The organism is Bacillus cereus, assembly GCF_025917685.1.
GTDB classification, from domain to species: Bacteria; Bacillota; Bacilli; order Bacillales; family Bacillaceae_G; genus Bacillus_A; species Bacillus_A cereus_AT.
This window is the reverse complement of the sequence record NZ_CP089518.1, coordinates 2911543-2934125: the sequence shown is the minus strand read 5'-3', so window position 1 is coordinate 2934125 and position 22583 is coordinate 2911543. Positions and strand designations below refer to the sequence as shown.

Genomic DNA, 22583 nt, shown 5'->3' with positions numbered 1-22583 from the left:
AGCGGGGGAGAAAAATACAAAAAACCGCCAAAAGAATTAGGCGGAACGTTTCACAAATAACCACCCCCATCATACCCTTCCGTTAAGATAGCACCCCACGTCTACACGGTAATTTTGTAAACGTGACAGTTCTGTTCCTTTCGGAGACAGCCCCAGCTCATATTTCCAGAGATGAAATATAAACTTCGGCAACTTTTCCTTTCAAACGGAGTCGGTGACATTCTCTGTGTCTCGGCCGTTCTACTCTTAAAAGTTGCAACCTCTACCTCATCGGATTGATGAGGATTTATTCATTGCTATGATTTTTAATATATGGCAATTGTAATGATTTTCTGAATATATTGCAAGGGATTTTGTTAGGAAAAGTCAAAAAATATCGGTTATTGTATAGGAAACGCTTGCAAAACTCCACCCGAACCTACTGTTATGTAACAATAAATAAAGAAAAAAATTGTTATACAAATGTTTCGCAAAAAATAATGAAAAACCCTTTAAAAGCGAAAGAAAATTCAGAAAATATAATTCGACATAACTATTAAAGGTGATTACTTCATTTATTTTGTTTCAAAGAAAAAACATATGTGTAAATCAAAAGAGTGAATATTCTTTCTTTTTGTGGTAAAATCGAAGTACTGTTTAATTAAAAAGGGGACATCGTTATGAAATTAGAAACGGAAAGATTACATATTATCCCGTGTACGGAAGAATGGGTTCAAATTGCGAAGAATCAAGGATACAATAGCGGCCCGCATATTTCAGGGCATGTAGAAAGTGTAAAACAAGACGAAGCTTTATTACCTTGGGGCGCGTGGTATGTCATTCGGAAAGAAGATAAAATCGTACTAGGGGATATAGGGTTTAAAGGGAAACCAAACGAGGAACATACGGTAGAAATTGGTTACGGATTTATTGAGAAATATTGGAATAAAGGGTATGCAACAGAAGCTGTTAGTGATTTAATGAAGTGGGCTTTTCAAACAGGAGAAGTGGAAACGATTATAGCTGAAACACTCTTTGAAAACTATAGCTCCATTCGTGTATTAGAGAAATTACATATGAAAAGAGTGAATAGTACTGAAACGATGATAAATTGGAAGATTGAAAAATAAAAAATACCGCTCGAAGTAAATGGGGCGGTATTTTTATTAATTATGGTAGCATTTGTTTTTGATCTTTCGGATAGCTGACTGTCGATACGTTAGAACGATTGGAATGATTACGGACAGCAATGAAAAGTGAAATAATAACGACAAGACCAACTGCAACGTAAGAAAGTGAAATAATAGTTGGATCCACTTTAAATGTAGTAAGCAGTGTGCGAATATTCGTAAAGATAATAAGACCACCAACTAATACACCAAGTAAATGGGGTGGAACGATGCGGACTAACCATGCAGCAATTGGAGCTGCGACAATACCGCCAAGCATTAACGCAAATACCCAAACCCAGCTTACTTGTTCCCAGCCAAGTGAGATGAAGAAGCCGATTGTTGCAGCGAGTGAAACAGGAAATTCACTCGTATCTACAGATCCAATAACTTTTCTAGCTTCATTTCCTCTTGCTAGAAGAACGGGTGTCGTAATCGGCCCCCAACCACCGCCACCAGTTGAATCAACGAATCCAGCGAATAAACCAAGCGGCACAAGTTGTTTTGCAGATATACGCTTATTTGAAGTGACAATTTGTTTTTGAATGATGAATCGTAATAAAATATAAACCCCTAAAGTGAATAAAAATATTGAAATGTACGGTTTGATTACATCTCCAGGCAAATTACTTAAAAAACATGCCCCAACAAATGCGCCGATTGCCCCAGGTAATGTAAGCCTGGAAACTGTATATTTATCAACGTTTCCAAATTTGATATGAGATGCGCCGGAAGCTGCAGTTGTAACGACTTCAGCTAAATGAACCGATGCGGAAGCTACAGCTGGTGCAATACCAAACATTAATAATAGTGAAGTAGACGTTACCCCATACGCCATTCCAAGTGCTCCATCGATCAATTGAGCGAAAAATCCAATAATAGCAAAGACAATTAATTTCTGCATAAATAATCCCCCTGTAATAATAAATGAAAAAGACACTTTTCCCGTATGAGAAAAGTGCCTTTGGTTTTTCCAATCAGCAATAATTAAATTTGTTTCATTATAATACATATTAATCGTATAAATCAACTGGGTTTTAAAGTTTTTGAATTGAATGAAAGAAAAATAAAATATACAATAAAAGGATGGAGAGAAAGGGGAGAGAGACATGTTACGATTTGATCATCTTGTTCACGCAGTTCATGGTACACCGGAGGAAGCGGCAAAACAAATGCAGGAACTTGGATTTCATACTGTATTAGGCGGAGAGCATACTACTTGGGGTACTTGGAATAGTTTAAGTTATTTTGATTTATCATACATAGAATTTCTGGCAGTTCAACATGAAGAAAAAGTGAAAGAAGCAGAAAATCCATTAGTACAAGAAACAGTGGTGAAACTACAAAATGGAGAAGGAATGCTACAAATCGCAATCCGAACAGATGAAATTGAGGAACTCGCAGTTAATTTTAGTAAACACGGCTTACATACGATAGGGCCATTTGAAGGGAAACGCATGAGAAAAGATGGCCGACTTTTAGAATGGAAAATGTTATTTGTTAAGCAAGAAGAGAACGAACCGAAATTACCTTTCTTTATACAGTGGAATGAAACGGACGAAGAAAGAAGAAATGATTTACGTAACATTGGAACGATCACGGAACATAAAAACAAAGTACAACAAATTGAAACGATTCATTACGCGGTGAAAAATGTTCGAGAAACGGTACGGAAATGGAAAGAAGTAATGGGACTATCTACAAGCTCAGTTGTGAAAAATGAAAAATGGAATGCTGAGTGTCAAAGTGTAGTGTTTGGAGATATTCATGTGCAGTTTTGTGAACCGATTGGGGAAGGGCTAGTTCAAGATCGCCTGAAGAACCAGGGCGAATATCCATTTGCAGTGGAGTTTAAAGGAGAAAAGAAACGAGAGTATGAAGTGTTAGGTAGTTTGTACGTATATTGATAGAGGTGAGTGTGTGGAAGAGATATTAACAGAGATAGAAAGAAAACTAGAGTGGTCACGTATTGTAAAATGTACAGCTATTACAAAAGGGTTTTCAAATGAAGAGAAATATAAAGTTGAATTAGAGAATCGAGAAACGTATTTTGTCAAAGTGTGTGATTCTGCTAATTTTGAACGAAAACAAGAAGAATATATGTATATGAAACAATTAGAGTTATTACATATTCCAACGCCGAAGTTAATTCATTTCATAAAACTTGAGGGATTAAATAAATGTGTTCAAATATTTGAATGGACCCAAGGTGTAAATGGAGAAGAAAGTTTAGGTAAGTTATCGGTGAAAGAGCAATATGCTGCGGGGAAAAGAGCTGGAGAAGTTTTAAAGAGAATTCATGCAATAGAAAAAGAGAATGTCATTGATTCGTGGGAAACGTTTCGGTGGAACAAGTACGAGAGATACTTGAAGGCATTAGCAGACTTTGAGGTAGACTTTCTTGATATGAAGCCAGTATCAACCTTTGTAGAGGATCATAAAGACTTATTGAAAAATCGTCCTATCACATTTTTACACGATGATTACCACCCAGCAAATAGTATGATTCATAATAATGAATTTATCGTTATCGATTTTAGTGGATATGATTTTGGCGATCCAATACACGATTTTTATAACGTAGCGATTTTTACTACAAGAATAAGCAAACCATTTGCTGTTGGACAAGTTCACGGTTATTACGGAGGCGATCCGTCACTCCACTTTTGGAAACTGTATTCATTATATGCAGCGATGACATTCCCAGCGGATATCGTATGGACAAACCGAAGTACGCCACATTTAGTAGATGATATGAAAGAGAGATTAAACCGAATTATAGAAGATCATAATCATTTTTCATCCTATATTCCAAAATGGTATCAATCACAACATGAGGATATAATAAACAATAAGTAATGGAGGGATTTATGTGGATAAAATAGCGATAATTTCAGATATACATGGTAATATTCCGGCTCTAGAATCTGTACTACAAGATATTAAATTGAGAGGAATCGAACGCATTATTTGTCTTGGAGATCTAGTCGGAAAAGGACCTCATTCTAGTGAAGTGATTGAAATCATTCGTAAAGAATGTGAAGTAGTAGTAATGGGAAACTGGGATGATTTTATTACAAAACCGACTGAATTTGAAGCGTTAAAATGGCATCAAAAACAATTAACGGAAGAACAAAATGATTATTTAAGAAGCTTACCATTTTCAATCGAATTTTTTATGAGCGGCAAACTCATTCGTATGTTCCACGCTTCACCAAGAAGTTTATATGAAAGAATTCAACCACACGCTTCAAGAGAAGAGCGTGTTAGTATGTTCGAAAATAGTGATCTCACAGAGAATATAGAAGGGGAAAGAAAACCAGATGTCGTTTGCTACGGTGATGTTCACCAAGCGTTCGTTCAAAATTTTAGAGGCAAAACGTTATGTAATGCTGGTAGTGTTGGAAATCCTCTTGAAATTACACAAGCTTCCTATTTAATCTTTGAAGGGATTTACAATGACAAAGAAGCAGCGAGCTTTTCCATCCAATTCGTACGAGTACCGTATGATATTGAATTAGCTATCAGGCTAGCAGAAGAACTCGATATGCCAGACATCGAAGAATACAAACAAGAGTTACGAACTGCTTTATATCGAGGGTTTAAGGGGAAGTAAGGAGTATGTAAAGCAATAAAAATAAATCAACGTTTTGACAAATAATATCGACTTACCTACAAATAGTGACCAAACATATTTACTATAATTGTATTATGTGAACTGGATTAGGGAGGGAATATAATGAGTCGCCAAAAACGAATGAAAGAAATCGCTGATCATATTTTAACGTTAAATTTAACGCATCCAATAAGAGTTGGAGTAAGCGGTATTACAGCTTCAGGAAAAACAACATTTGCAAAAGAACTAGCGGAAGAAATAAAAAAACGAGGATTACCAGTAACACGCGCCAGCATTGACGATTTTCATAATCCAAGAGTGATTCGCTATACACAAGGCAAAGAATCAGCAAGAGGGTATTACGAAGATGCACACGATTATACAGCTTTTAAAGAAAGGTTATTAAAGCCTTTAGGACCTAACGGGAATTTACAGTATGAAATGATTTCTCATAACTTAATAACGGATATGCATGTACATAATGAGCCGCTAGTGGCGCCGCCAAATATGGTGCTAATAGTAGATGGAACATTTCTATTGAAAAAAGACGTTGAGCATTTATTTGATTACAAAATCTTTGTAGATACAGATTTTGAGATTGCGAGAAAACGTGGTGCGAAGCGGGAGACTAAGGCTTTTGGAAGTTATAAAGAAGCAGAGAAAATGTTTATAAACAGATATCATGCGGCTTGTAAGATGTATATAGATGAGCATAATCCGAAAGAATGTGCGAATGTTATATTTCAGAATAGTAATTTTGATGATCCGGTAGTTGTATTTAAAGGAATTTAAAATCGTTTATATAGCAAAAAGTTGGTGAAAGGGGATGTGTTGGGTGGATAAAAAAGATAATCCGAACGATTGGCCTGTATGGGCGAATGAGTTAGTAGAGATAGTTAATGCAAATCCTGATTGGCAAGATAAAGGCCGATATGAGGAACAGCAACTTGATGAACTGCTTACTCCTCTCGGTATAAGCAAAGTAATACATATAGGCAGTACATCCATACCTGGTTTACCTGCAAAACCTATCATTGATCTAATGGCTGAAACAGAATCATTTGATAGAGTGCTCGATATTTCAGCAAAATTGGCTATATATGATTGGCATTATGTAGGCCCGGAATTAGATGGAAGACCTTGGAGAAGGTTCTTTGTGAAAGTTAAGAATAATAGGCGTGTAGCTCATCTGCATTTGATGATTAAAGGAACTGAACGATGGGAGCAACAACTTTCATTTCGTAACCGCTTACGAGAAAATCCACAATTAGTTTATGATTATTCGAATCTAAAGCAAGAGTTAGCTAAAAGGTTTAACCAAGATAGAGAAGCATACACAAAAGCTAAAACCGAATTTATTAAACAAGTTCTAAAATGATTCGAATTTTGATTGTAACTACGTTTGAATACATATGAAAAAACATACTTTATTTTATAACCTAAACTTACATGAAATGCATGTAAACAAAGTGAGAAGCTTTGGTGCTCCAATGTATTTCCTTTTATTTCTCGGGAGAAATTTTATATAATTGAATCAAGTTCATAGAAAGATAGGGACTAAAACTATATTAAAAGTCAACTTGATTTTATGAGGAACATTACAGGGGATAAGGCGAAAATAAGTTAAAAAACGTAAAAAGGGGACAGGGAATATAATGACAGAAGTACTAGAACTAAAAGAAGAATTACAACAAATTAAAAATAATAATTATGCTGTGCCAGAAGATGTAGATGCATATCCATATGCACAGTGGATGCTAGATTATATCGGATCACCTGATGCTGAATTACGTGATGATTTGATATATAGTACGCTTCACACATGGATTACAAATGATGTATTTAGACAAAAAGAATTACGAGGATTAATGTTACAAGCGATTAGTCCTGATTATTTATTTTATAAAATTGGTGAAAAGGGAACAGACTCGGTTTTTAAACGTGCGTTCTCCGTTTTGATTCCACCACTTATTTTATCTGTCCATGAAAGAGAACCGTTGTTATCTGAAGAACAACTGTACAGTGTGGCAGAACAAGTGCTGGAATATGTTTATTTAGAAGAAGATGTAAGAGGTTACATAGAAGGAAAAGGTTGGGCACACTCTACTGCACATGCAGCAGATGCACTAGATGCTTTAGCACGTACAATACAAAATCGTGAGTTTTCATATGCAATACTAGCTGCTGTTCGTCAAAAGGTTCGTTTAAATGACTACGTATACATACACTTTGAGGATGAGAGATTAGTAACGCCAATTATGTCGTTACGTAACCAAAATCTTTTAACTGAAGAAGAGTGGAGCAACTGGTTACATAGTATAGCAATTGTTGAAGACATCCGACATCCTCAGCATGCTATTTTAATACAAAATATTAGAGCTTTCTTAAGAAGTTTATATTTCAGAGTTTTAGAGACAGAGGGTAGCACAGCCTTTACAGATGATATAGTGGAGACTTTGAAGAAATTGCGTAGGTATTAAAGAAGTCTTCGGATTAGAATATATGATTCAATACTTATAATAAATGAAAATACATTATGTTAAAGTACATAAAACTAATGCCTCCCAACCATACTAATAAAATGTTTTGGAGGTGAGTTTATTGGATAAAAAAGACTTTCAAAAAGTTTATAATGAATACTTACATCAAGGGGAAGAACAAGTCCATTTGGAAGTAGCTCAGGAAGTCGATTCAGGAGTAGAACAAATTGTTGCTGTTCGTAAAAATGATGATGGGGATTTGATTGCTTTTAAAACAAGTAGTGGAAGAGAGTTAGATTATATTACTGCTCTTAGTGAAGCAAAATCAGGGAAGTTAGCTCATGTGGACGTATTTCATAAGTATGGTAGAGATATTATACGTAGTGAACCAGATGGTATAAAAGAGAATAACTTAGATAATTTACCTTCATTTTAAACGGGTAAACTTCAAGAAGAGAATGTTTATTTGGATATTCTCTTCTTTTTTATTAAGCTTTCCCTACAAATAGAAGGTTCATTTTTAAAGTGCGATCATACTTTTAAAGAGCTCTCTAAACTTCTCTTTATCTTCTGCTGTAAATGGTTTTGGACCTTTGGTGCGCTTGCCGCTTTTTCGAACCATTGCACTTAAATAACGTGTTTGTAATAGTTGGTCAATGTTTTCATTCGTATACTTATAGCCTTTATGGTGTAGAACGATACAGCCTTTTGCTAAAGCGAGTGAGGCAAGACCGTAATCTTGCGTTACGATTAAATCTTCTTTTTTTGCTAACTGCATAATCCGGTAATCCGCAGCATCTGCTCCAGAATCAACATAAATTGTTTCCACACCTGCTGGCTGCTTAGCATTAGAATAATGAGAGAAGCTAGTAACGAGGGTAACAGGGATTTCAGCATTCGTAGCTTCAAAAATAATCACATCTTTTACAGGACAAGCATCTGCATCAACATAAATTTTCATTTTTATCACTCCTATAAAGTGAAACTTTAATCAGTGGGGGTGTTCATCTCCACTGATTATTAGTTGAACCAATCGGGCGTTTACGGGCAGCCCGACTCCCACCCAACTTCTTTGTTCCAGCTGAATTTTCAGGTGGGAGTTTTATTGCCCACAAATAGCGGGATAAATAGGTTCGAGTTGATAATAATGGTAGATTTGACTTTTGTCAAACGAGGAAGCTCTATCTAAAGCTATTTTTCACAAACTAAAATAGCCTCACGCAAACGAGAAATCCCTTCCTCAATTTGATCAATATTCACCTTTCCATAAGATAAACGAATATAACCATCTTTCGCGCCAAAAATACTGCCGGGCATAAAGGCGATTTCTTGTTTTAAGCTTTGCATAATAAGTTGTTTTTCGTTTATCGGTTCTTTTAATTTTCCCCATATGTATATACCACCAGTAGGATTGGAAAAAGAGATTTTGTCGCGAAGTTGTTCGTTTAAAGCACGGACGATGATGTCTCTTTTTTCTGCTAGTTGTTTTCGTAACGGTACAATATGCGAGTGAAATGGTACGGTTTCAAAAAATTGTTGCATAAGCCACTGCGGGAATATGCTCATTCCTAATTCCATTTGGTGCCGTGCATCTGATAATCGCTCTACGACAGACTGCGGGGCGACAAGCCAGCCAACTCGTAACCCTGGCGCAATCATTTTTGATAAGGAATGTACATAAATGACCGTTCCATTTTCATCAATTGATTTTAAAGTAGGACAAGGTTGCCTATTTTCTAAATTAAGTAAACTGGACGGGTCATCTTCAACAATCGCAATTCGTAAGTCTGCGCAAAGTGATAACAGTTTTTTTCTACGGTTTGGATGAAGCATTGTTCCCGTAGGGTTTTGGAAATTTGGATTTAAAAAGATCATTTTAATACGATGCTTTCTATATAACTCTTGTACATCATCCGGATTAATACCATGCTCATCGACAGGTAATGGGAAAATACGGATACCTGCTGATTGGAATAGAGGTAAGGAATAACAGTGCGATGGACTTTCGAAAGCGACCGCATCACCTGGATTTAATAAACATTGTACGATAAGGTGAAGTGCTTGTTGAGCGCCGGATGTAATCATAATCGACTGTTCGGTCGCTTCGATTTTTAAATAATCTTTCATATATTTTACTACCGCTTGTCTTAGCGGGAGATACCCTTGCGGATGATCGTAACTTAATGACTGTGTTAACGGTTGTTCTCGTAAAATCGTTTGTAGTTGATCATGAGGATAGAGGTTACAACCGAGCTCTCCGTTTGCGAAGTCAATGATGTTTTCATTTTGTTGTACTTCTGCCCGAATATGACGAAGTAACGGTAAGTTTGGTAAAAAAGTACCACCTTCTACGAAACCTCTCCAGTTGGGTGTTAATGTCGGAGAAACGCCCCACATATGTGTACTAACACGTGTACCTTTACCGGTCGTACTTTCTACAATTCCCATTGCGCGAAGTTCATTATAAGCAGTCGTTACCGTACTTCGGTTTACATTTAACTGCGTAGCTAATTTTCGTTCTGAAGGGAGGAAGCTACCTGGGGGAAGCTCTCCGTATGTAATACGTCTTTCAATAAAGTCAACAACTTGCTGATAAATTGGGATTTTACTGTCGTTATCTAGCTTCCATTCCATACAAACGCCTCCGCAAATCTTATATGTATCAAGTATAACAAATTGGCTGGGTAAAAAAACAGCCAATTGGACGGTGTTATATCCAGCCAATTTTACTATGCTAAATATGGAAGGGGAGATTCGGATGAAACGATGGCAAATGGAGTGGCTCCTAGTATCAGTTGCTTTAGTATGGGGAGCAAATTATACAATTGGAAAGTATGGCGTGGCATTTATGTCATCCATTCAATTTAATAGTTTACGATTTTTAGTAGCATCGCCGGTATTATTACTTATTACATTTTTAATGGAACGCTCATTACGTATTGAAAGAAAAGATTGGTTACGATTAGTAGCAGTCGGTATCGTTGGTACGACAATGTATCAAACGATGTTTATGCTATCTGTGAAATATACTTCAGCAACGAACGCCTCATTATTAATTGCGATGTCACCTATTTTTACAGGAATATTAGCAGTATTACACAAACAAGAACGTTTTTCGATGAAAGTACAAATTGGCTCAATAGTAGCATTTATTGGTGCAGCATTCGTTTTATTAACAGGGCATACGGGAGGAGCTACATACGAGTATGCGTGGCTCGGAAATGTAATTGGATTAGTCGCAGCAATTGCGTGGGGATGGTATCCAATTTTAGCGCAACCACTTATTACAAAATACTCCGCAATGAGAGTCACATCATGGTCTACTTTAATTGGAATTGTACCGCTTGTTGTATATTGTTTATTCAACGTAAATACGTTAACGTGGCCAGTAGATATGCCAAGCTGGGGATCACTAGCATATTCAATCGTCTTTGCGACAATCTTCGGACTTGCCATGTGGTATGTTGGTATTAGTAAAATAGGCTCAACGAAAGTAATGGTTTATATGTATCTTGTACCATTATTCGCAGTTATCTTTGCAGCTGTAACAATTGGAGAGCAAATTAATATGATGCAACTCGTTGGTGGACTTATTATCTTCATCGGTTTATATGTTGTAAAAAAGAGCGGAATCAAAAAGCCAGCTCTCAATTTGAAAAAAGTAAGTTAGTAGTAAAAATGATCTCTTTCATATAGAAGGAGATCATTTTTTATTTCGTAATAAAAGCGCTTGTTCAACAGCCCATTTTTGATGATCGTGAATGAGAAGCTCTACAGCATGTAATGGAGACATCCACCGTAAAACATGATCCTCCTCACAGTTTTCAGTTTGTTTTTGCACCATGTTCGCAATATAAAAGAACCCATCATTTAAATAATGTGTATCTTCCTTTTCTGCATAAAAATATCGTGCTGCATTACCGAAATATTGATCAATTTCAATTGCCCATCCTAATTCCTCGAGCAATTCACGATGTAAACATTCTTCTTTGGTTTCTTGACCTTCCATACCGCCACCAGGTAAAAAGTAACGATCTCCTTTTTGGATAACAGCCACTTTTGAGCAAGTATCGTTAAAAATAACCGCATAGCAACTAGGTCGTAATACATACTGTTCAGTGGGCTTTTTATAACCAAAAGTAAGTTTAGACATCATAAAACACCTCATTTCTCTATAAAATACATAAAAGTAATATTAAGGTAAATGTAGAATTATATAAGTATAATCTTATTAGATTGGAGTGGTACGAAAATGATAAACCGAAAGTGTTCCCGATGTAAAGAAATAACAGGTACATTGCATGGTGGTAAAAAAATTAAGGAAGAATTTTTATGTGAAGATTGTCTACAAAAAGGAATTGCGAGTGGCGAAATCGAATTATCACAAGTGGAGAAAGAACAAACTTCGTATCTTTCTATAAAAATATTAAAAATAATGAGTGTTATTTATTTAATAGTATCTATTATAACTGCTTTTTCTGCTGGAGCACTTATACAGGATCCAGGGCTTGGTGGAATATCATTTTCAATAACAGGTGCAGTTGGTGTTATGGTAATTGGATCGATATTCCAGTCTGTGCTTGTATTTTCAGGTATTTGGGTATTCATTCTTTTAGTCGAAACGGTTATTAAAATATATGAAAAAATGAAGTGAGTGAGAGGGAGAAATACATGCAAGTAAGAAACATTCAAGGGGAAGATTATGTAAAGATTCATTCTGTATTAAATGATTGGTGGGGCGGGAGAAACATGGCTAATATGTTGCCGAAGCTGTTTTTCGTTCACTTTCAAGAAACGAGTTTTATCATTGAAGAAGATGGAAAAACGTTAGGTTTCTTATGTGGATTTTTTTCACAAACGCATAAAGATGAAGCATACGTTCATTTTATCGGCGTAAATCCGGAGTATAGAAGAAAAGGAATTGCAACGACGTTATATTCTTATTTCTTTGATGTCGCTCGTGCAAGCAACCGTAAAGTTGTAAAAGCAATCACGTCACCAGTTAATAAAAAATCGATACAATTTCATCAAGAAATCGGCTTTCAAATTGAAGCTGGAGATGATGAGATAGATGGTGTATCCGTACATAAAAATTATGATGGGAACGGCGGGGGTAGAGTTTTATTTTTAAAACATGTGTAAGAATGGGCTAACATATTGTTAGTCTTTTTGTTGTGAGGAGGTATGAATATGGAGAATTCTCAAAGTAAAAACGAGTATTTACGGCGTATTTATAAAGTTCAAGATTATATAGAATCACACATAAATGATTCACTTTCAATTGAAGAGTTAGCCGATGTAGCAGGCTTTTTAAAGTTTCACTTTCATAGAATTTTTAAAGGGATAGTGGATGAGCCGTTATCTCGGTACATGAATCGTTTGAAATTAGAAAGAGCAACACATCTACTTACTTATCGTCCAGATATGACAATTACAGATATTGCTTATCACTTCGGATTCACTGATTCAGCAGTTTTCTCCCGGACATTTAAAAATTATTACGGTGTAAGTCCGTCCAACTATAGAAATCATAATAGCAAGAATTGCAAAGACCTAAGTGAAACTTCTCAATACAATGAATGTAAGAAGGTTCGAGGAGAGGTCGAAATTGTAACAGTGGACAATATAAACGTCGCATACATAAGACATATCGGTACATATGAAGAGTTAACTATAGCTTTTCCAAAAATGATAGAGAAACTATTTCATTACGCAATTGAGCAAAACTATCATATATTTGAGGATACGAAAGTATTAACCATTTACCATGATCATCATGAATTTACTGAGGACTATCATTTAAGAACAAGTCTATGTATAACAATTCCGAATGAGTTAGCATTAGAAACGAACGATATAGGAATAATGGTAATACCTTCAGGGAAATATGCGATAGGTCATTTTGAAATACGCCAAGATGAATATAAAGGGGCATGGGATTTTTTATACGGTGAGTGGTTACCAAATAGCGGATATAAACCGAGAGATTCGTATCCTTTTGAATTGTATAAAAATGATCCAAGGCAGCACCCAGAACATAAACATATAGTTGAAATATATGTACCTATCGAACCTTTTTAATTGTAGATTAAGGGGGAAGAACAATGAAAATTGTTGGAAAATTAGATTGTAAAATAAAAGAAGACTATAAAAATATAAACGGTATGCTAGTAGTACAGAAAGGTAATGTTATTTTTGAAAAATATTATAATGGCCACGGTCCAGATGATACATTTCATGTAGCATCAGTCACAAAAACGATTATTTCTGCGTTAATTGGGATATGTGTAGATAAAGGGTATATAAAAAGCGTTGATCAAAAAGTAATAGAGTTTTTTCCAGAACATAATTCTAATTCTTCTGAAGTAACAGTGCGGCACCTTCTTACAATGACAGCTCCATACCCTTTTGCAGACTGGCAGGAACCGTTAGAAGAACTATGTACACAAGAGGACTGGGTGCAGTATACACTTAATAGAATTGGGAACGGCGGAGAAATTGGACCTTTTAAATATTCATCCGCAGGAGCACATTTACTATCAGCAATTATTACGAGTATAACAGGGAAAAGTGCTCGTGGGTTTGCGAATGAATACCTATTCCAGCAAATCGGTATGAGAGAAATTCCAAACTACAATATGAAAGCATTTGGATTCGATGACTTATTCGGAAAAGATGTGAAAGGATGGGTTCATGATCCAAATGGTATTTCAACTGGTGGCTGGGGACTGACGTTAACAGTTAGAGGTATGGCTAAGTTTGGACAAATGTATTTGAACAATGGTATTCAGAATGGAAAACAAATTGTTTCGAAATCATGGGTACAAGAATCAATAGCGATGAATCCAAACCGTTATGGGTACTTATGGTGGTTACGAGAAGAAGATGGTATCTTTTCATATTGTGCAATGGGCGATGGTGGAAATGTGATTTGTTGTATACCGGAGAAGGAATTGGTGGTGGCGATTGCATCTGAAATTGTACCGGAAGCGGGGGATAGATGGGATTTAATTAAAGACTGTATCCTTCCTTATTTAAAAGATTAAGATGTGTATTTTTATGAAAATGAGAATAAAAGATTTAGTTATAATTTTTTTGTTCTCCATGATAGAAGTAAGTGTTGTGAGAAAGAATTCGTTAAATTAAGATTAGAAAACTTCAACACCTATACGATTATTGAATAATTGCAAGGTGTTGAAGTACTTATGAGTTAATTAAGGTATATTAAACTGCAAGCTGAAACACCTTTTTCTGTTATTGTAAATTATTCTTTAACTTTTCGATGTATAATGTACATCATGCCAAACACAATTACCAGCAATATAAATTTAATTAATTCCATTAGGCTAATATCGTTCGTGGTTTCCACTCCGTTTGTTAAATAAAATACATTAAACATACCATGTAAAATTGCAGGTGTTATTACAGAACGACTATACTCTCTCGTATACGTCAAAATTATAGATAATATAAATAATAAAGAGAGATAGCTTAATATTCCTACAAACCATAACTCATAGTTTTTATAAAAGATTGATACTGGTAAATGCCAAAAAGACCAAAGTGATGCAGTAATGATTGCTGTTTGCGTTAATGAGTATTTTTTTCGTAAATGGTAATGAAAATTTCCACGCCATATGATTTCCTCTAATAATGCAGATAAAGATCCAATTGTAAGACCAATAAGCAAGAGAAATCTTAATTCATTCCAATGATTATATAGGAACTTAATATTATAAATATAAAAATAAAAATGGAGACATAGTCCTAGAAATAGTGGAAATAAAATGGAGAAGAGTAGTGTTTTTATTTTTGGACGTGAAAATCCAAATGTATGAACTATTTTTTGTTTCTTATATAATTTCTGATATAAAATAACAGCTAAAAGCGGAACAACCATCGTAAACCCTAAATAATTACGACCATTTTCTATGTTCAGCAAGATAATATATACAAGCGATGTGAGACAATAAATACATAATGTAGAATGATAAACTATGTTTCTATTAATATTTTTCACCTACCTAAGTATATATAAGTTGTTAATCGAACATCCGATATTTTAATTATATATGAAATGAAAATAGACGGAATGAATAATTCCATAAAACAACTTTGTTTTAAATTAGCCGTCTACTCCTATATTTAAAAATTGAACAAGTTGATCATTTAAATAACTTGTATTATAAGAAAAATCATTTTGATACCACTGAATAATGATGCCAATAATCGCATTCGCTTGGTAGGAACAATAAAGTGAATGGTTCACTCCTTCTTTAAGCAAAGCCTCTTTATCTTGAAGTAACAAATGCTTTATTTCCTCAAAAAATAAATAATAGTACATTAAAGGAACCCTTTTGGAAAAAACAATTCTATAGAAAGTTTTATATTTTTCGATATGATGAAAAATCCGAATTGTAGAAGGATCTAATTTACTAGTTTTCAATACTGATACATAGCGATAAGGTTCTTGATAAGAACGTGTCAAATCTGCTGTAATTTCTTTAAAATACTCCTCAAATAAATCTTCTACTTGTTTATAATGCAAGTAAAATGTACCACGATTTATTTTTGCTTTTCTACAAACTTCCGAGATGGAGATGACTTCTAAAGTTTTTTCGTTTAATAATTCTAACAATGCGTTATGTAACGCCTCTTTTGTTTTCACAATACGCATATCTGTACGCATTATTTTTTTCACCTCTTATTGAACACATTTCTTACGATGTGTTAATTATTGAACATTTATCGTTTTTTTGCTCATTGTAAGCGTTCTTTTATATTATTATAATTTTTATTGAACAACTGTGCAATAAAAGACAAAGGGGGCCGTTTCAGATGAGATTAAAAGGTAAAGTAGCAATTGTCACTGGTGCTGCGTCAGGCATGGGGAAAGCAATTGCAGAAGGTTATGCAAAAGAAGGAGCAAAAGTCGTTGTATCAGACTTAAACTTAGAAGGGGCTCAACATGTAGTACAAGGAATTAAAGCTACAGGTGCAGAGGCCATTGCTGTTCAAACAAACGTTACCTCCGATGAAGATGTTCAACGTCTTTTCGATGAAACAAAACAAGCTTACGGGAAATTAGATATTCTTGTTAATAATGCAGGTATCATGGATGGAATGGAGCCTGTTGGTGAAGTTTCAGACGAACGCTGGGAGAAGGTTTTCTCTGTGAATACAGTATCTGTAATGAAAACAATGCGTATTGCAGTGAATCTATTCTTGGAACAAGGACATGGTACGATCGTCAATAATATTTCTGCAGGTGGATTATACGGTGCACGTGCTGGTGCTGCTTACACAGCATCTAAACATGCAGTCGTTGGCCTAACAAAAAACACGGCCTTTATGTATGCGAACAACAACATCCGTTGTAACGGTATCGCTCCTGGAGCAGTCATAACAAACATTGCTTCTACAATGACGAATGTGAGCGAATTTGGTGCGAGCCGCCAAGCATTAGGTATGGCAATTAATCCACGTGCTGGACAACCAGAAGAAGTTGCACAACTGGCTATCTTCTTAGGCTCAGACGAAGCTAGTTTCGTAAACGGACAAGTGATTTCTGTAGACGGAGGTTGGACTTCATATTAATTTTAATTCAAACCTATTAGCTATCAAGCTTAAAAAAATAAGTTCGATGCCTTTGCATCGGACTTATTTTTTCGTTGTTGATGGGGAAGTTGTGCGGAGTTAAAGAATTAATGAACAGAATGAGAGTTAGCAATTTAATTAAGATACATATAAAATATAATTACTTTTTAATTTAGAAACCATCTTGATTAATTTTTCAAAATGGTCTCTTTTTTACTTATAGAATTAAAGAAAAACAACAAATCCACCGTAACTTTTCACAACAAAAAATCGTTAAACATTAGAAAGGATTTTTAATCGCGAATGGGGGAGAACCATGAAAATTCTAATTCTAGGTGGTACACGTTTTTTAGGAAGAGCTTTTGTAGATGAGGCTTTAAAAAGAGGGCATGAAGTTACATTGTTTAATCGCGGAACAAATAAAGAAATTTTTCCTGAAGTGGAGCAGTTAATCGGTGATAGAAATGGTGATGTATTAAGCTTAGAAAATCGAAAATGGGATGTTGTCGTAGATACGTGTGGGTTTTCTCCGCATCACATTCGGAATGTTGGAGAAGTACTTAAAGATAATATTGAACACTATATATTCATCTCAAGCCTTTCCGTATATAAAGACTGGATTCCCCACCACATAAAAGAAGACTATACATTACAACCTGAACCACCGGCTGATCAAATAAAGGCTGTAGAGAATGGTGAAATATCTCCTTTTGAGCATTATGGTGCGCTTAAAGTGTTATGTGAAAAAGAAGCAGAGAAGTATTGGCCGGGTCGTGTTTTACATGTAAGAGCAGGACTTCTATCAGGAATATTTGATTATACAGATCGACTTCCATACTGGATTCAGCGCGTAGCAAAGGGCGGTAATGTGTTAGTGCCAGGAAGAAAGGATCGTCCAGTGCAATTAGTGGATATAAAAGATGTCGCTAGCTTTGGACTAAACATGGCAGAAAATAATAAAGTAGGCACATTCAATATAACAGGTCCGAATTATGAAATGACGATGGAAGAGCTATTAAACACGTGTAAAAAGGTTATGAATAGCGATGCTGAATTCGTTTGGATAGATGAATCATTTATGAAGGAACATAAAGTAGAGCCATGGACAGAGATGCCTTTATGGATTCCAGAAACTTTTCCTTTAGAAGGTGAAACGAAGCCATGGAAAGGTGGATTTTCTATTAGTATCGATAGTGCCGTGAAAGAAGGGCTTACTTTTAGAAGTTTAGAAAATACGGTTACAGATGTATATGTATGGATGAGAGATATGAAAGATAGGGAATTAAAAGCAGGTATTGAAATTGAGAGAGAACAGGTACTATTAGATAAGTGGCGTGAAATAAAGGGAGTTTAAATAAGAATCCTATGAAAAAAGGACTCTGTTTATTTGTTAAACAGAGTCCTAATATTCATCTACCATTCAATTGGATCTTCCCCGTACTTTTCCCATAACCTTGGTAACATTTTTTTCAATCCTTCTTCGTCATCTTCATCCCAATCTAACTCGATGTCAATATTAGAGGCTCTTTCATTTGAAAGTACATGATAAAGTGTAAAGTATGTATCTTCTTCATTTCCAGTCTTTTCTTCATATACAGTTTGACCATAATATAGAGTAAGTTCTTCCATTTCAGGAACGTCATATTCGCTCATATTTTCTAATATAGGAATTAACCGTTCTGGATCTTCAATACACGTTTTGTAAACTTCTTTTCCTTGGAATAGTAACCATCCGCGGAAGTAATCAAAACAATCATCCGAACAGCCGCCCATAATAATATAGGCAGCTGCCCATAAATGAGAAGTATAAGAATCTTTTAATATGCGATGCATATGCGTATCAAAAGCTACAATTTCATGCACCGTACGTTTAGCAAGGTGAGAAGTAAGCCATTCGAGTTGTTCTTCTTGGTCTTCACCTTTCGTTTTTGCACGATCAAGTAGTTCCCAAAATTCTTCTTCTGTTATCGTTTTTTCTTTTATGTAATCTTCCCCAAGACATGGGTCTGTATATCCTTTTTTACGTTTGGAAGTAACTAGTTTGTTAGCTTCTTTCATACATTCTTCTTCTGTTTCAAACTCTGTCGCTTTCACACTACCTGCTGTGCCAATCTTTCCGTAAAAAACAACGTAGTCTGTATCTTTTACAACGATTTTCCAAAACTTATTTGATTTCTCAGTTTGCTGGATTAATAACGTTTCCATTCGTACCCCCATCATATTCTTCTAGTGTGCACTGTGATTGTAACATATGTATATACACTTGTAATGATGAAAAATAAGTGTTTGGAAAATTCAAAAATGATTGAATGAAGTGGGCGAATTTAGTAATCTTATTTGTACATACATAATCGTTTTGTTATAATTCGATATTTAATATATAAGGGGGCATTACGGATGGATCTTACGTTTAAAGTAGAGGAAACATGTTTTAATTACCGCGTTGGAGCAATTTGTAAACAAGGTAATAAAATCCTTATTTTGCAAGGTGACGGTGAAGATTTTTGGTACGTACCAGGCGGACGAGTGAAAATGTTAGAAAATAGTGAAGATGCGTTAAAAAGGGAGCTTGCAGAAGAAGTAGGTGTTCCAATTGAAGTGAAGAGATTGGTATGGTCAGTAGAAAATTTCTTTACACTTTCTGAGCGAAAGTTTCATGAAATCAGTTTTTATTATGAAGTAGAGCTACATGAATTACCCGCGAATGGGGCGGATCAATACATTCTTGAAGAAGAGGGTAGAACGTATTTGTTTAAGTGGGTGCCGGTAGAAGAGTTAGATGCATATAACTTACAACCAGCATTTATAAAAGATAAAGTAAAGGATTTATCAGTTCATACAGAACATATTGTTTTACAAAAGTAAACGTATCCGGAGGGGAAAACGGTGAAGGGGACTAAAAAAGAGATACATATAGAGGGTAAAGTAATTCATTACACACATATTGAAAAAGGTTCTAATACAATCTGCTTTATGTTCTCAGGTTCAGGCTACAATTATGATAAGCCGTTATTTTATTATGCAACGATGCTTATGCTTGAAAATAAAATAGATGTAGTACATATTCATTATTCCTATGATGGACAATTAATGAATAAGCCAATGGAAGAAGTAACGAAAGTAATGATGGATGATATTAATCCTGTAATGAATGAAGTGTTGAAAAATGGACGCTATAGCAATTCTATATTTTTAGGGAAATCACTCGGAACGATTCCGATTGCAAATAATTTAATGAAGAGAGAAGAGTTTTTACAGTCAAAAATGATATTAATGACACCGTTACTGACGTTTGATACGATTTTTGATTCTATCTTGCATAGTCATCACGAAGGGCTTTTAGTAATTGGGGACAAAGATCACCAATACAATGTAGATCAAATTGATCAGTTACATAAAACGAATTTAACGATTGATGTCGTCAAAAACGCAAATCATTCTGTAAATGTTGGGGAATATGAAACAGAAAATTCGATTGAAGCTATAGCAAAAGTAATAGAAAGACTTAAAGAAGTTGTGAGGACAAACTAATTTAAGTTTCAATACATGCAAAAAGAGGTGCAATTTGCACCTCTTTTTTAATTTAATAAGCCTTCAAAACATGAAGCAAATAATCTTTCCGATTCAGCGGGTTATAATCAACACGTTTTCGAGTAGGGAAGGGAGCCGTAAGCTTTGTGAAACCAGCTGGCTTCGTTGTAAATATACCTTCTCCTTCTGTAAATGAATGTAGTATTCGTTTAAAATTCTCTGTTTTCGCAACAGGTAATGATCCAGTTAAGTGATAAGAATCATTATGCAATATAGGCTCTGCGAAAGTTGCTGGAATGGCTGCAAGCTTATACATTGCGGTACTAATTGCATGCTCCGGTACGGTTAATTCAAACTCGTTTACTGGTTCATATACATATGTTTCAGCTTGCTTTAAAGCATCCATTAATACGAGCGGTGTTAAATTTCTAAAGTCACTCGCTGTTGTAACCGGGCTTGCGTATCCGGTATGTGTTAACGTGACAATAATATCGGTAACTTCCCAACCGTATAAACCTTGTTTTAACGTTTGAAATACTGTATTCTCAATCGCTTTATGAAATGCTAAAGGCAGTGATCCAAGTTCAACACCTAAGTTATACGTTATGCCAGAGTTAAGTGTACCTCGTTCAACTTTGAAACCAATTGTTGCGTAGAATGGATTCGCTTTTTCACCCATTACTTCGGCGGCATAACCTATACCAACTGGCTTTTCAACACATACAACTCGCGTATTTGAAAAAGCAACTTGTATATTGTATTTCTCATAAAGCGTTGTTTCGATCACTTCTTTTTGTACTTCACCGAAAAGGCGAATGTATAGTTCATTATGAACACCGTCTTTCCACACTTTAATGAGCGGATCTTCTTCGCATAGTTCCATAAGAGCAGTGTATAAATCATGAATTCGTTCTTTAGGTACTGCATCGATGACAGCTTCCATTTGCGGTTCGGCAAAGTGAATATCCTTTATATAATCCGTCTGTTCACCGATAATATCACCAATTTTAATATCATTCAGTCCCCACACTTTACAAAATTCACCGCTAGGAACGGTAGAAGTTTGAACGGCATCTCCATTATGAAATATGCACATTTTTTTAATCTTTTCTTTATGTGATTGAGACTCAGCGCGCTGTATCTCAACATATTTTCTAACGTGTAAACTACCTGAAAAAACTCTTACATAAGCAACCTTTTCACCAGAAGGTTCACGTTCTATTTTAAATACAACACCAGATAATATTTCATTTTGTGCCGATTTATTAGCTGGAATTAGTGCTGAAATATTTCCAAGTAGTTCAGCTATTCCCATACCTGTCATTGCTGAACCGAAACAGATCGGATACACATTTGCTTGCTGTATTTGTATTTCTAGTTCTTTTCTTAATAGTGTGTCCGGTACTATGTCGTTATTTACATAGGATTCAAGCAATGATTCATTATACAATGCCAATCGTTCCATACAATCGTCATATGATTTATATTCAATAATACGAGCTTCCTTTGTTCCTTCGTTCTCAGTAGAGTAAAAGGGGAATGCGTCATTTGAAAGGATTTCTTTTATTTGTTTCACAACTTTTTCAGTATTTGCACCACTACGGTCTATTTTATTTACAAATAATAAAGTCGGTATGTTTAGTTTCTGTAATGTCCGCATTAAAATCTTTGTTTGTGCTTGCACACCTTCAACGGCAGAAATAACTAAAATTGCACCGTCTAAAACACGGAATGATCGCTCCACTTCAGCGATAAAATCAGCGTGTCCAGGTGTATCAATGACATTTACTTTTACATCATCAATAAAGAAAGAAACGACAGATGCTTTAATTGTAATTCCGCGCTGTCTTTCTAATTCCATTGAATCAGTTTGCGTACTGCCGCTATCAACTCGGCCAAGTTCTTTAATCACATTCGTTTCATAAAGAATACGCTCAGTCAAACTCGTCTTGCCAGCGTCTACGTGCGCTACAATCCCTATATTTATTGTTGTCATATATAAATATCCTCATTTCATTTTCCATTTTCATTTCCTCATTTCTATTTGTGTATTGCCGCATTACAATCACTCTCCAGTCATTTAAATTATTACTATTATAATGTAATTTACATTTTTTGTAACGCTACAATGCGCCTTAATTTGGAAAAAATAAAATGAAAACAAAATGCTTGCATTCTAAATCGATATAGATTATATTAATTGACATATCA

The 22583-nt window shown here is 35.2% G+C and carries 25 protein-coding genes and 1 riboswitch; of the genes, 17 read left to right on the top strand and 8 right to left on the bottom strand.

The genetic code is table 11. The features are described 5' to 3' along the window. Positions 1-80 precede the first annotated feature (80 nt). Positions 81-273, bottom strand: a riboswitch (Lysine riboswitch). A gap of 386 nt (positions 274-659) precedes the next feature. Next, positions 660-1109: a GNAT family N-acetyltransferase gene (locus LUS72_RS15260; RefSeq protein WP_264446972.1), complete on the top strand. Its 450-nt coding sequence runs from the start codon at positions 660-662 to the stop codon at positions 1107-1109. A gap of 40 nt (positions 1110-1149) precedes the next feature. Here the strand turns inward: LUS72_RS15260 and LUS72_RS15255 are convergent, their stop codons facing one another. Then, positions 1150-2052, bottom strand: a complete 903-nt coding sequence (locus LUS72_RS15255) for a sulfite exporter TauE/SafE family protein (RefSeq protein ID WP_264446970.1) — start codon at positions 2050-2052, stop codon at positions 1150-1152. Between the two features lie 205 nt (positions 2053-2257). On the opposite strand from LUS72_RS15255, the gene LUS72_RS15250 reads away from it, so the two are divergent. From LUS72_RS15250 to LUS72_RS15220, 7 genes are all read left to right on the top strand, one after another. Next, positions 2258-3055 carry a VOC family protein gene (locus LUS72_RS15250; protein WP_264446967.1) on the top strand — a complete coding sequence of 266 codons (798 nt, stop codon included), beginning with the start codon at positions 2258-2260 and terminating at the stop codon, positions 3053-3055. A gap of 13 nt (positions 3056-3068) precedes the next feature. Next, positions 3069-4007, top strand: coding sequence for an aminoglycoside phosphotransferase family protein (locus tag LUS72_RS15245; protein WP_264446965.1), 939 nt, complete (start codon positions 3069-3071; stop codon positions 4005-4007). A gap of 13 nt (positions 4008-4020) precedes the next feature. Further along, complete coding sequence (locus LUS72_RS15240; protein WP_097830219.1) at positions 4021-4764, top strand: metallophosphoesterase family protein; 744 nt, start codon at positions 4021-4023, stop codon at positions 4762-4764. A 123-nt stretch (positions 4765-4887) separates the two neighbouring features. After that, complete coding sequence (locus LUS72_RS15235) at positions 4888-5556, top strand: nucleoside/nucleotide kinase family protein (RefSeq protein ID WP_097830218.1); 669 nt, start codon at positions 4888-4890, stop codon at positions 5554-5556. 43 nt (positions 5557-5599) lie between these two features. Next, on the top strand, positions 5600-6142 hold the full coding sequence (locus LUS72_RS15230; RefSeq protein WP_071746434.1) for a GrpB family protein: 543 nt from the start codon (positions 5600-5602) through the stop codon (positions 6140-6142). Positions 6143-6419: 277 nt separating this feature from the next. Then, positions 6420-7244, top strand: coding sequence for a DUF2785 domain-containing protein (locus LUS72_RS15225; protein WP_097830217.1), 825 nt, complete (start codon positions 6420-6422; stop codon positions 7242-7244). Between the two features lie 121 nt (positions 7245-7365). Next, complete coding sequence (locus tag LUS72_RS15220; protein ID WP_264446959.1) at positions 7366-7680, top strand: DUF3892 domain-containing protein; 315 nt, start codon at positions 7366-7368, stop codon at positions 7678-7680. Positions 7681-7764: 84 nt separating this feature from the next. On the opposite strand, the gene LUS72_RS15215 is transcribed toward LUS72_RS15220, so the two are convergent. Together LUS72_RS15215 and LUS72_RS15210 are read right to left on the bottom strand one after the other, a co-directional pair. Further along, positions 7765-8205, bottom strand: a complete 441-nt coding sequence (locus LUS72_RS15215) for a YaiI/YqxD family protein (RefSeq protein ID WP_097830215.1) — start codon at positions 8203-8205, stop codon at positions 7765-7767. Between the two features lie 230 nt (positions 8206-8435). Beyond that, on the bottom strand, positions 8436-9878 hold the full coding sequence (locus LUS72_RS15210; protein ID WP_097830214.1) for a MocR-like pyridoxine biosynthesis transcription factor PdxR: 1443 nt from the start codon (positions 9876-9878) through the stop codon (positions 8436-8438). 124 nt (positions 9879-10002) lie between these two features. On the opposite strand from LUS72_RS15210, the gene LUS72_RS15205 reads away from it, so the two are divergent. After that, positions 10003-10914, top strand: coding sequence for a DMT family transporter (locus LUS72_RS15205; RefSeq protein ID WP_264446955.1), 912 nt, complete (start codon positions 10003-10005; stop codon positions 10912-10914). Positions 10915-10947: 33 nt separating this feature from the next. Here LUS72_RS15205 and LUS72_RS15200 read toward each other — a convergent pair whose 3' ends face one another. Continuing rightward, positions 10948-11400, bottom strand: coding sequence for an NUDIX hydrolase (locus LUS72_RS15200; protein ID WP_097830212.1), 453 nt, complete (start codon positions 11398-11400; stop codon positions 10948-10950). Between the two features lie 96 nt (positions 11401-11496). Between LUS72_RS15200 and LUS72_RS15195 the strand changes: the two genes are divergently transcribed. The 4 genes from LUS72_RS15195 to LUS72_RS15180 are packed head-to-tail and all read left to right on the top strand — an operon-like array spanning position 11497 to position 14290. Next, positions 11497-11898 carry a DUF3980 domain-containing protein gene (locus LUS72_RS15195; RefSeq protein WP_097830211.1) on the top strand — a complete coding sequence of 134 codons (402 nt, stop codon included), beginning with the start codon at positions 11497-11499 and terminating at the stop codon, positions 11896-11898. A gap of 17 nt (positions 11899-11915) precedes the next feature. Next, complete coding sequence (locus LUS72_RS15190; RefSeq protein ID WP_097830210.1) at positions 11916-12386, top strand: GNAT family N-acetyltransferase; 471 nt, start codon at positions 11916-11918, stop codon at positions 12384-12386. 48 nt (positions 12387-12434) lie between these two features. Next, the gene (locus LUS72_RS15185) at positions 12435-13325 is read left to right on the top strand and encodes an AraC family transcriptional regulator (protein WP_264446950.1); all 891 of its coding nucleotides are present in this window, start codon (positions 12435-12437) and stop codon (positions 13323-13325) included. 23 nt (positions 13326-13348) lie between these two features. After that, positions 13349-14290, top strand: a complete 942-nt coding sequence (locus LUS72_RS15180; RefSeq protein WP_097830208.1) for a serine hydrolase domain-containing protein — start codon at positions 13349-13351, stop codon at positions 14288-14290. Between the two features lie 218 nt (positions 14291-14508). Here the strand turns inward: LUS72_RS15180 and LUS72_RS15175 are convergent, their stop codons facing one another. Beyond that, positions 14509-15264, bottom strand: a complete 756-nt coding sequence (locus tag LUS72_RS15175; RefSeq protein ID WP_097830207.1) for a CPBP family intramembrane glutamic endopeptidase — start codon at positions 15262-15264, stop codon at positions 14509-14511. 105 nt (positions 15265-15369) lie between these two features. Beyond that, a complete protein-coding gene (locus tag LUS72_RS15170) occupies positions 15370-15936 on the bottom strand; it encodes a TetR/AcrR family transcriptional regulator (RefSeq protein ID WP_098361773.1) in 567 nt (188 codons plus the stop codon). A 146-nt stretch (positions 15937-16082) separates the two neighbouring features. On the opposite strand from LUS72_RS15170, the gene LUS72_RS15165 reads away from it, so the two are divergent. Then, the gene (locus LUS72_RS15165) at positions 16083-16841 is read left to right on the top strand and encodes an SDR family oxidoreductase (protein ID WP_002200050.1); all 759 of its coding nucleotides are present in this window, start codon (positions 16083-16085) and stop codon (positions 16839-16841) included. A gap of 316 nt (positions 16842-17157) precedes the next feature. Beyond that, complete coding sequence (locus LUS72_RS15160; protein ID WP_264446944.1) at positions 17158-18195, top strand: SDR family oxidoreductase; 1038 nt, start codon at positions 17158-17160, stop codon at positions 18193-18195. Between the two features lie 59 nt (positions 18196-18254). Here LUS72_RS15160 and LUS72_RS15155 read toward each other — a convergent pair whose 3' ends face one another. Beyond that, entirely contained in the window at positions 18255-19046 is a 792-nt protein-coding gene (locus LUS72_RS15155; RefSeq protein WP_097830205.1) for a DUF4240 domain-containing protein, read from the bottom strand. 192 nt (positions 19047-19238) lie between these two features. Here LUS72_RS15155 and LUS72_RS15150 point away from each other — a divergent pair, with 192 nt between their 5' ends. Together LUS72_RS15150 and LUS72_RS15145 are read left to right on the top strand one after the other, a co-directional pair. Beyond that, positions 19239-19706, top strand: coding sequence for an NUDIX hydrolase (locus LUS72_RS15150; RefSeq protein ID WP_097830204.1), 468 nt, complete (start codon positions 19239-19241; stop codon positions 19704-19706). Between the two features lie 21 nt (positions 19707-19727). Then, the gene (locus tag LUS72_RS15145; protein WP_097830203.1) at positions 19728-20372 is read left to right on the top strand and encodes an alpha/beta hydrolase; all 645 of its coding nucleotides are present in this window, start codon (positions 19728-19730) and stop codon (positions 20370-20372) included. A 52-nt stretch (positions 20373-20424) separates the two neighbouring features. Here the strand turns inward: LUS72_RS15145 and LUS72_RS15140 are convergent, their stop codons facing one another. Beyond that, positions 20425-22368, bottom strand: a complete 1944-nt coding sequence (locus LUS72_RS15140; protein ID WP_097830202.1) for an elongation factor G — start codon at positions 22366-22368, stop codon at positions 20425-20427. Positions 22369-22583 lie beyond the last annotated feature (215 nt).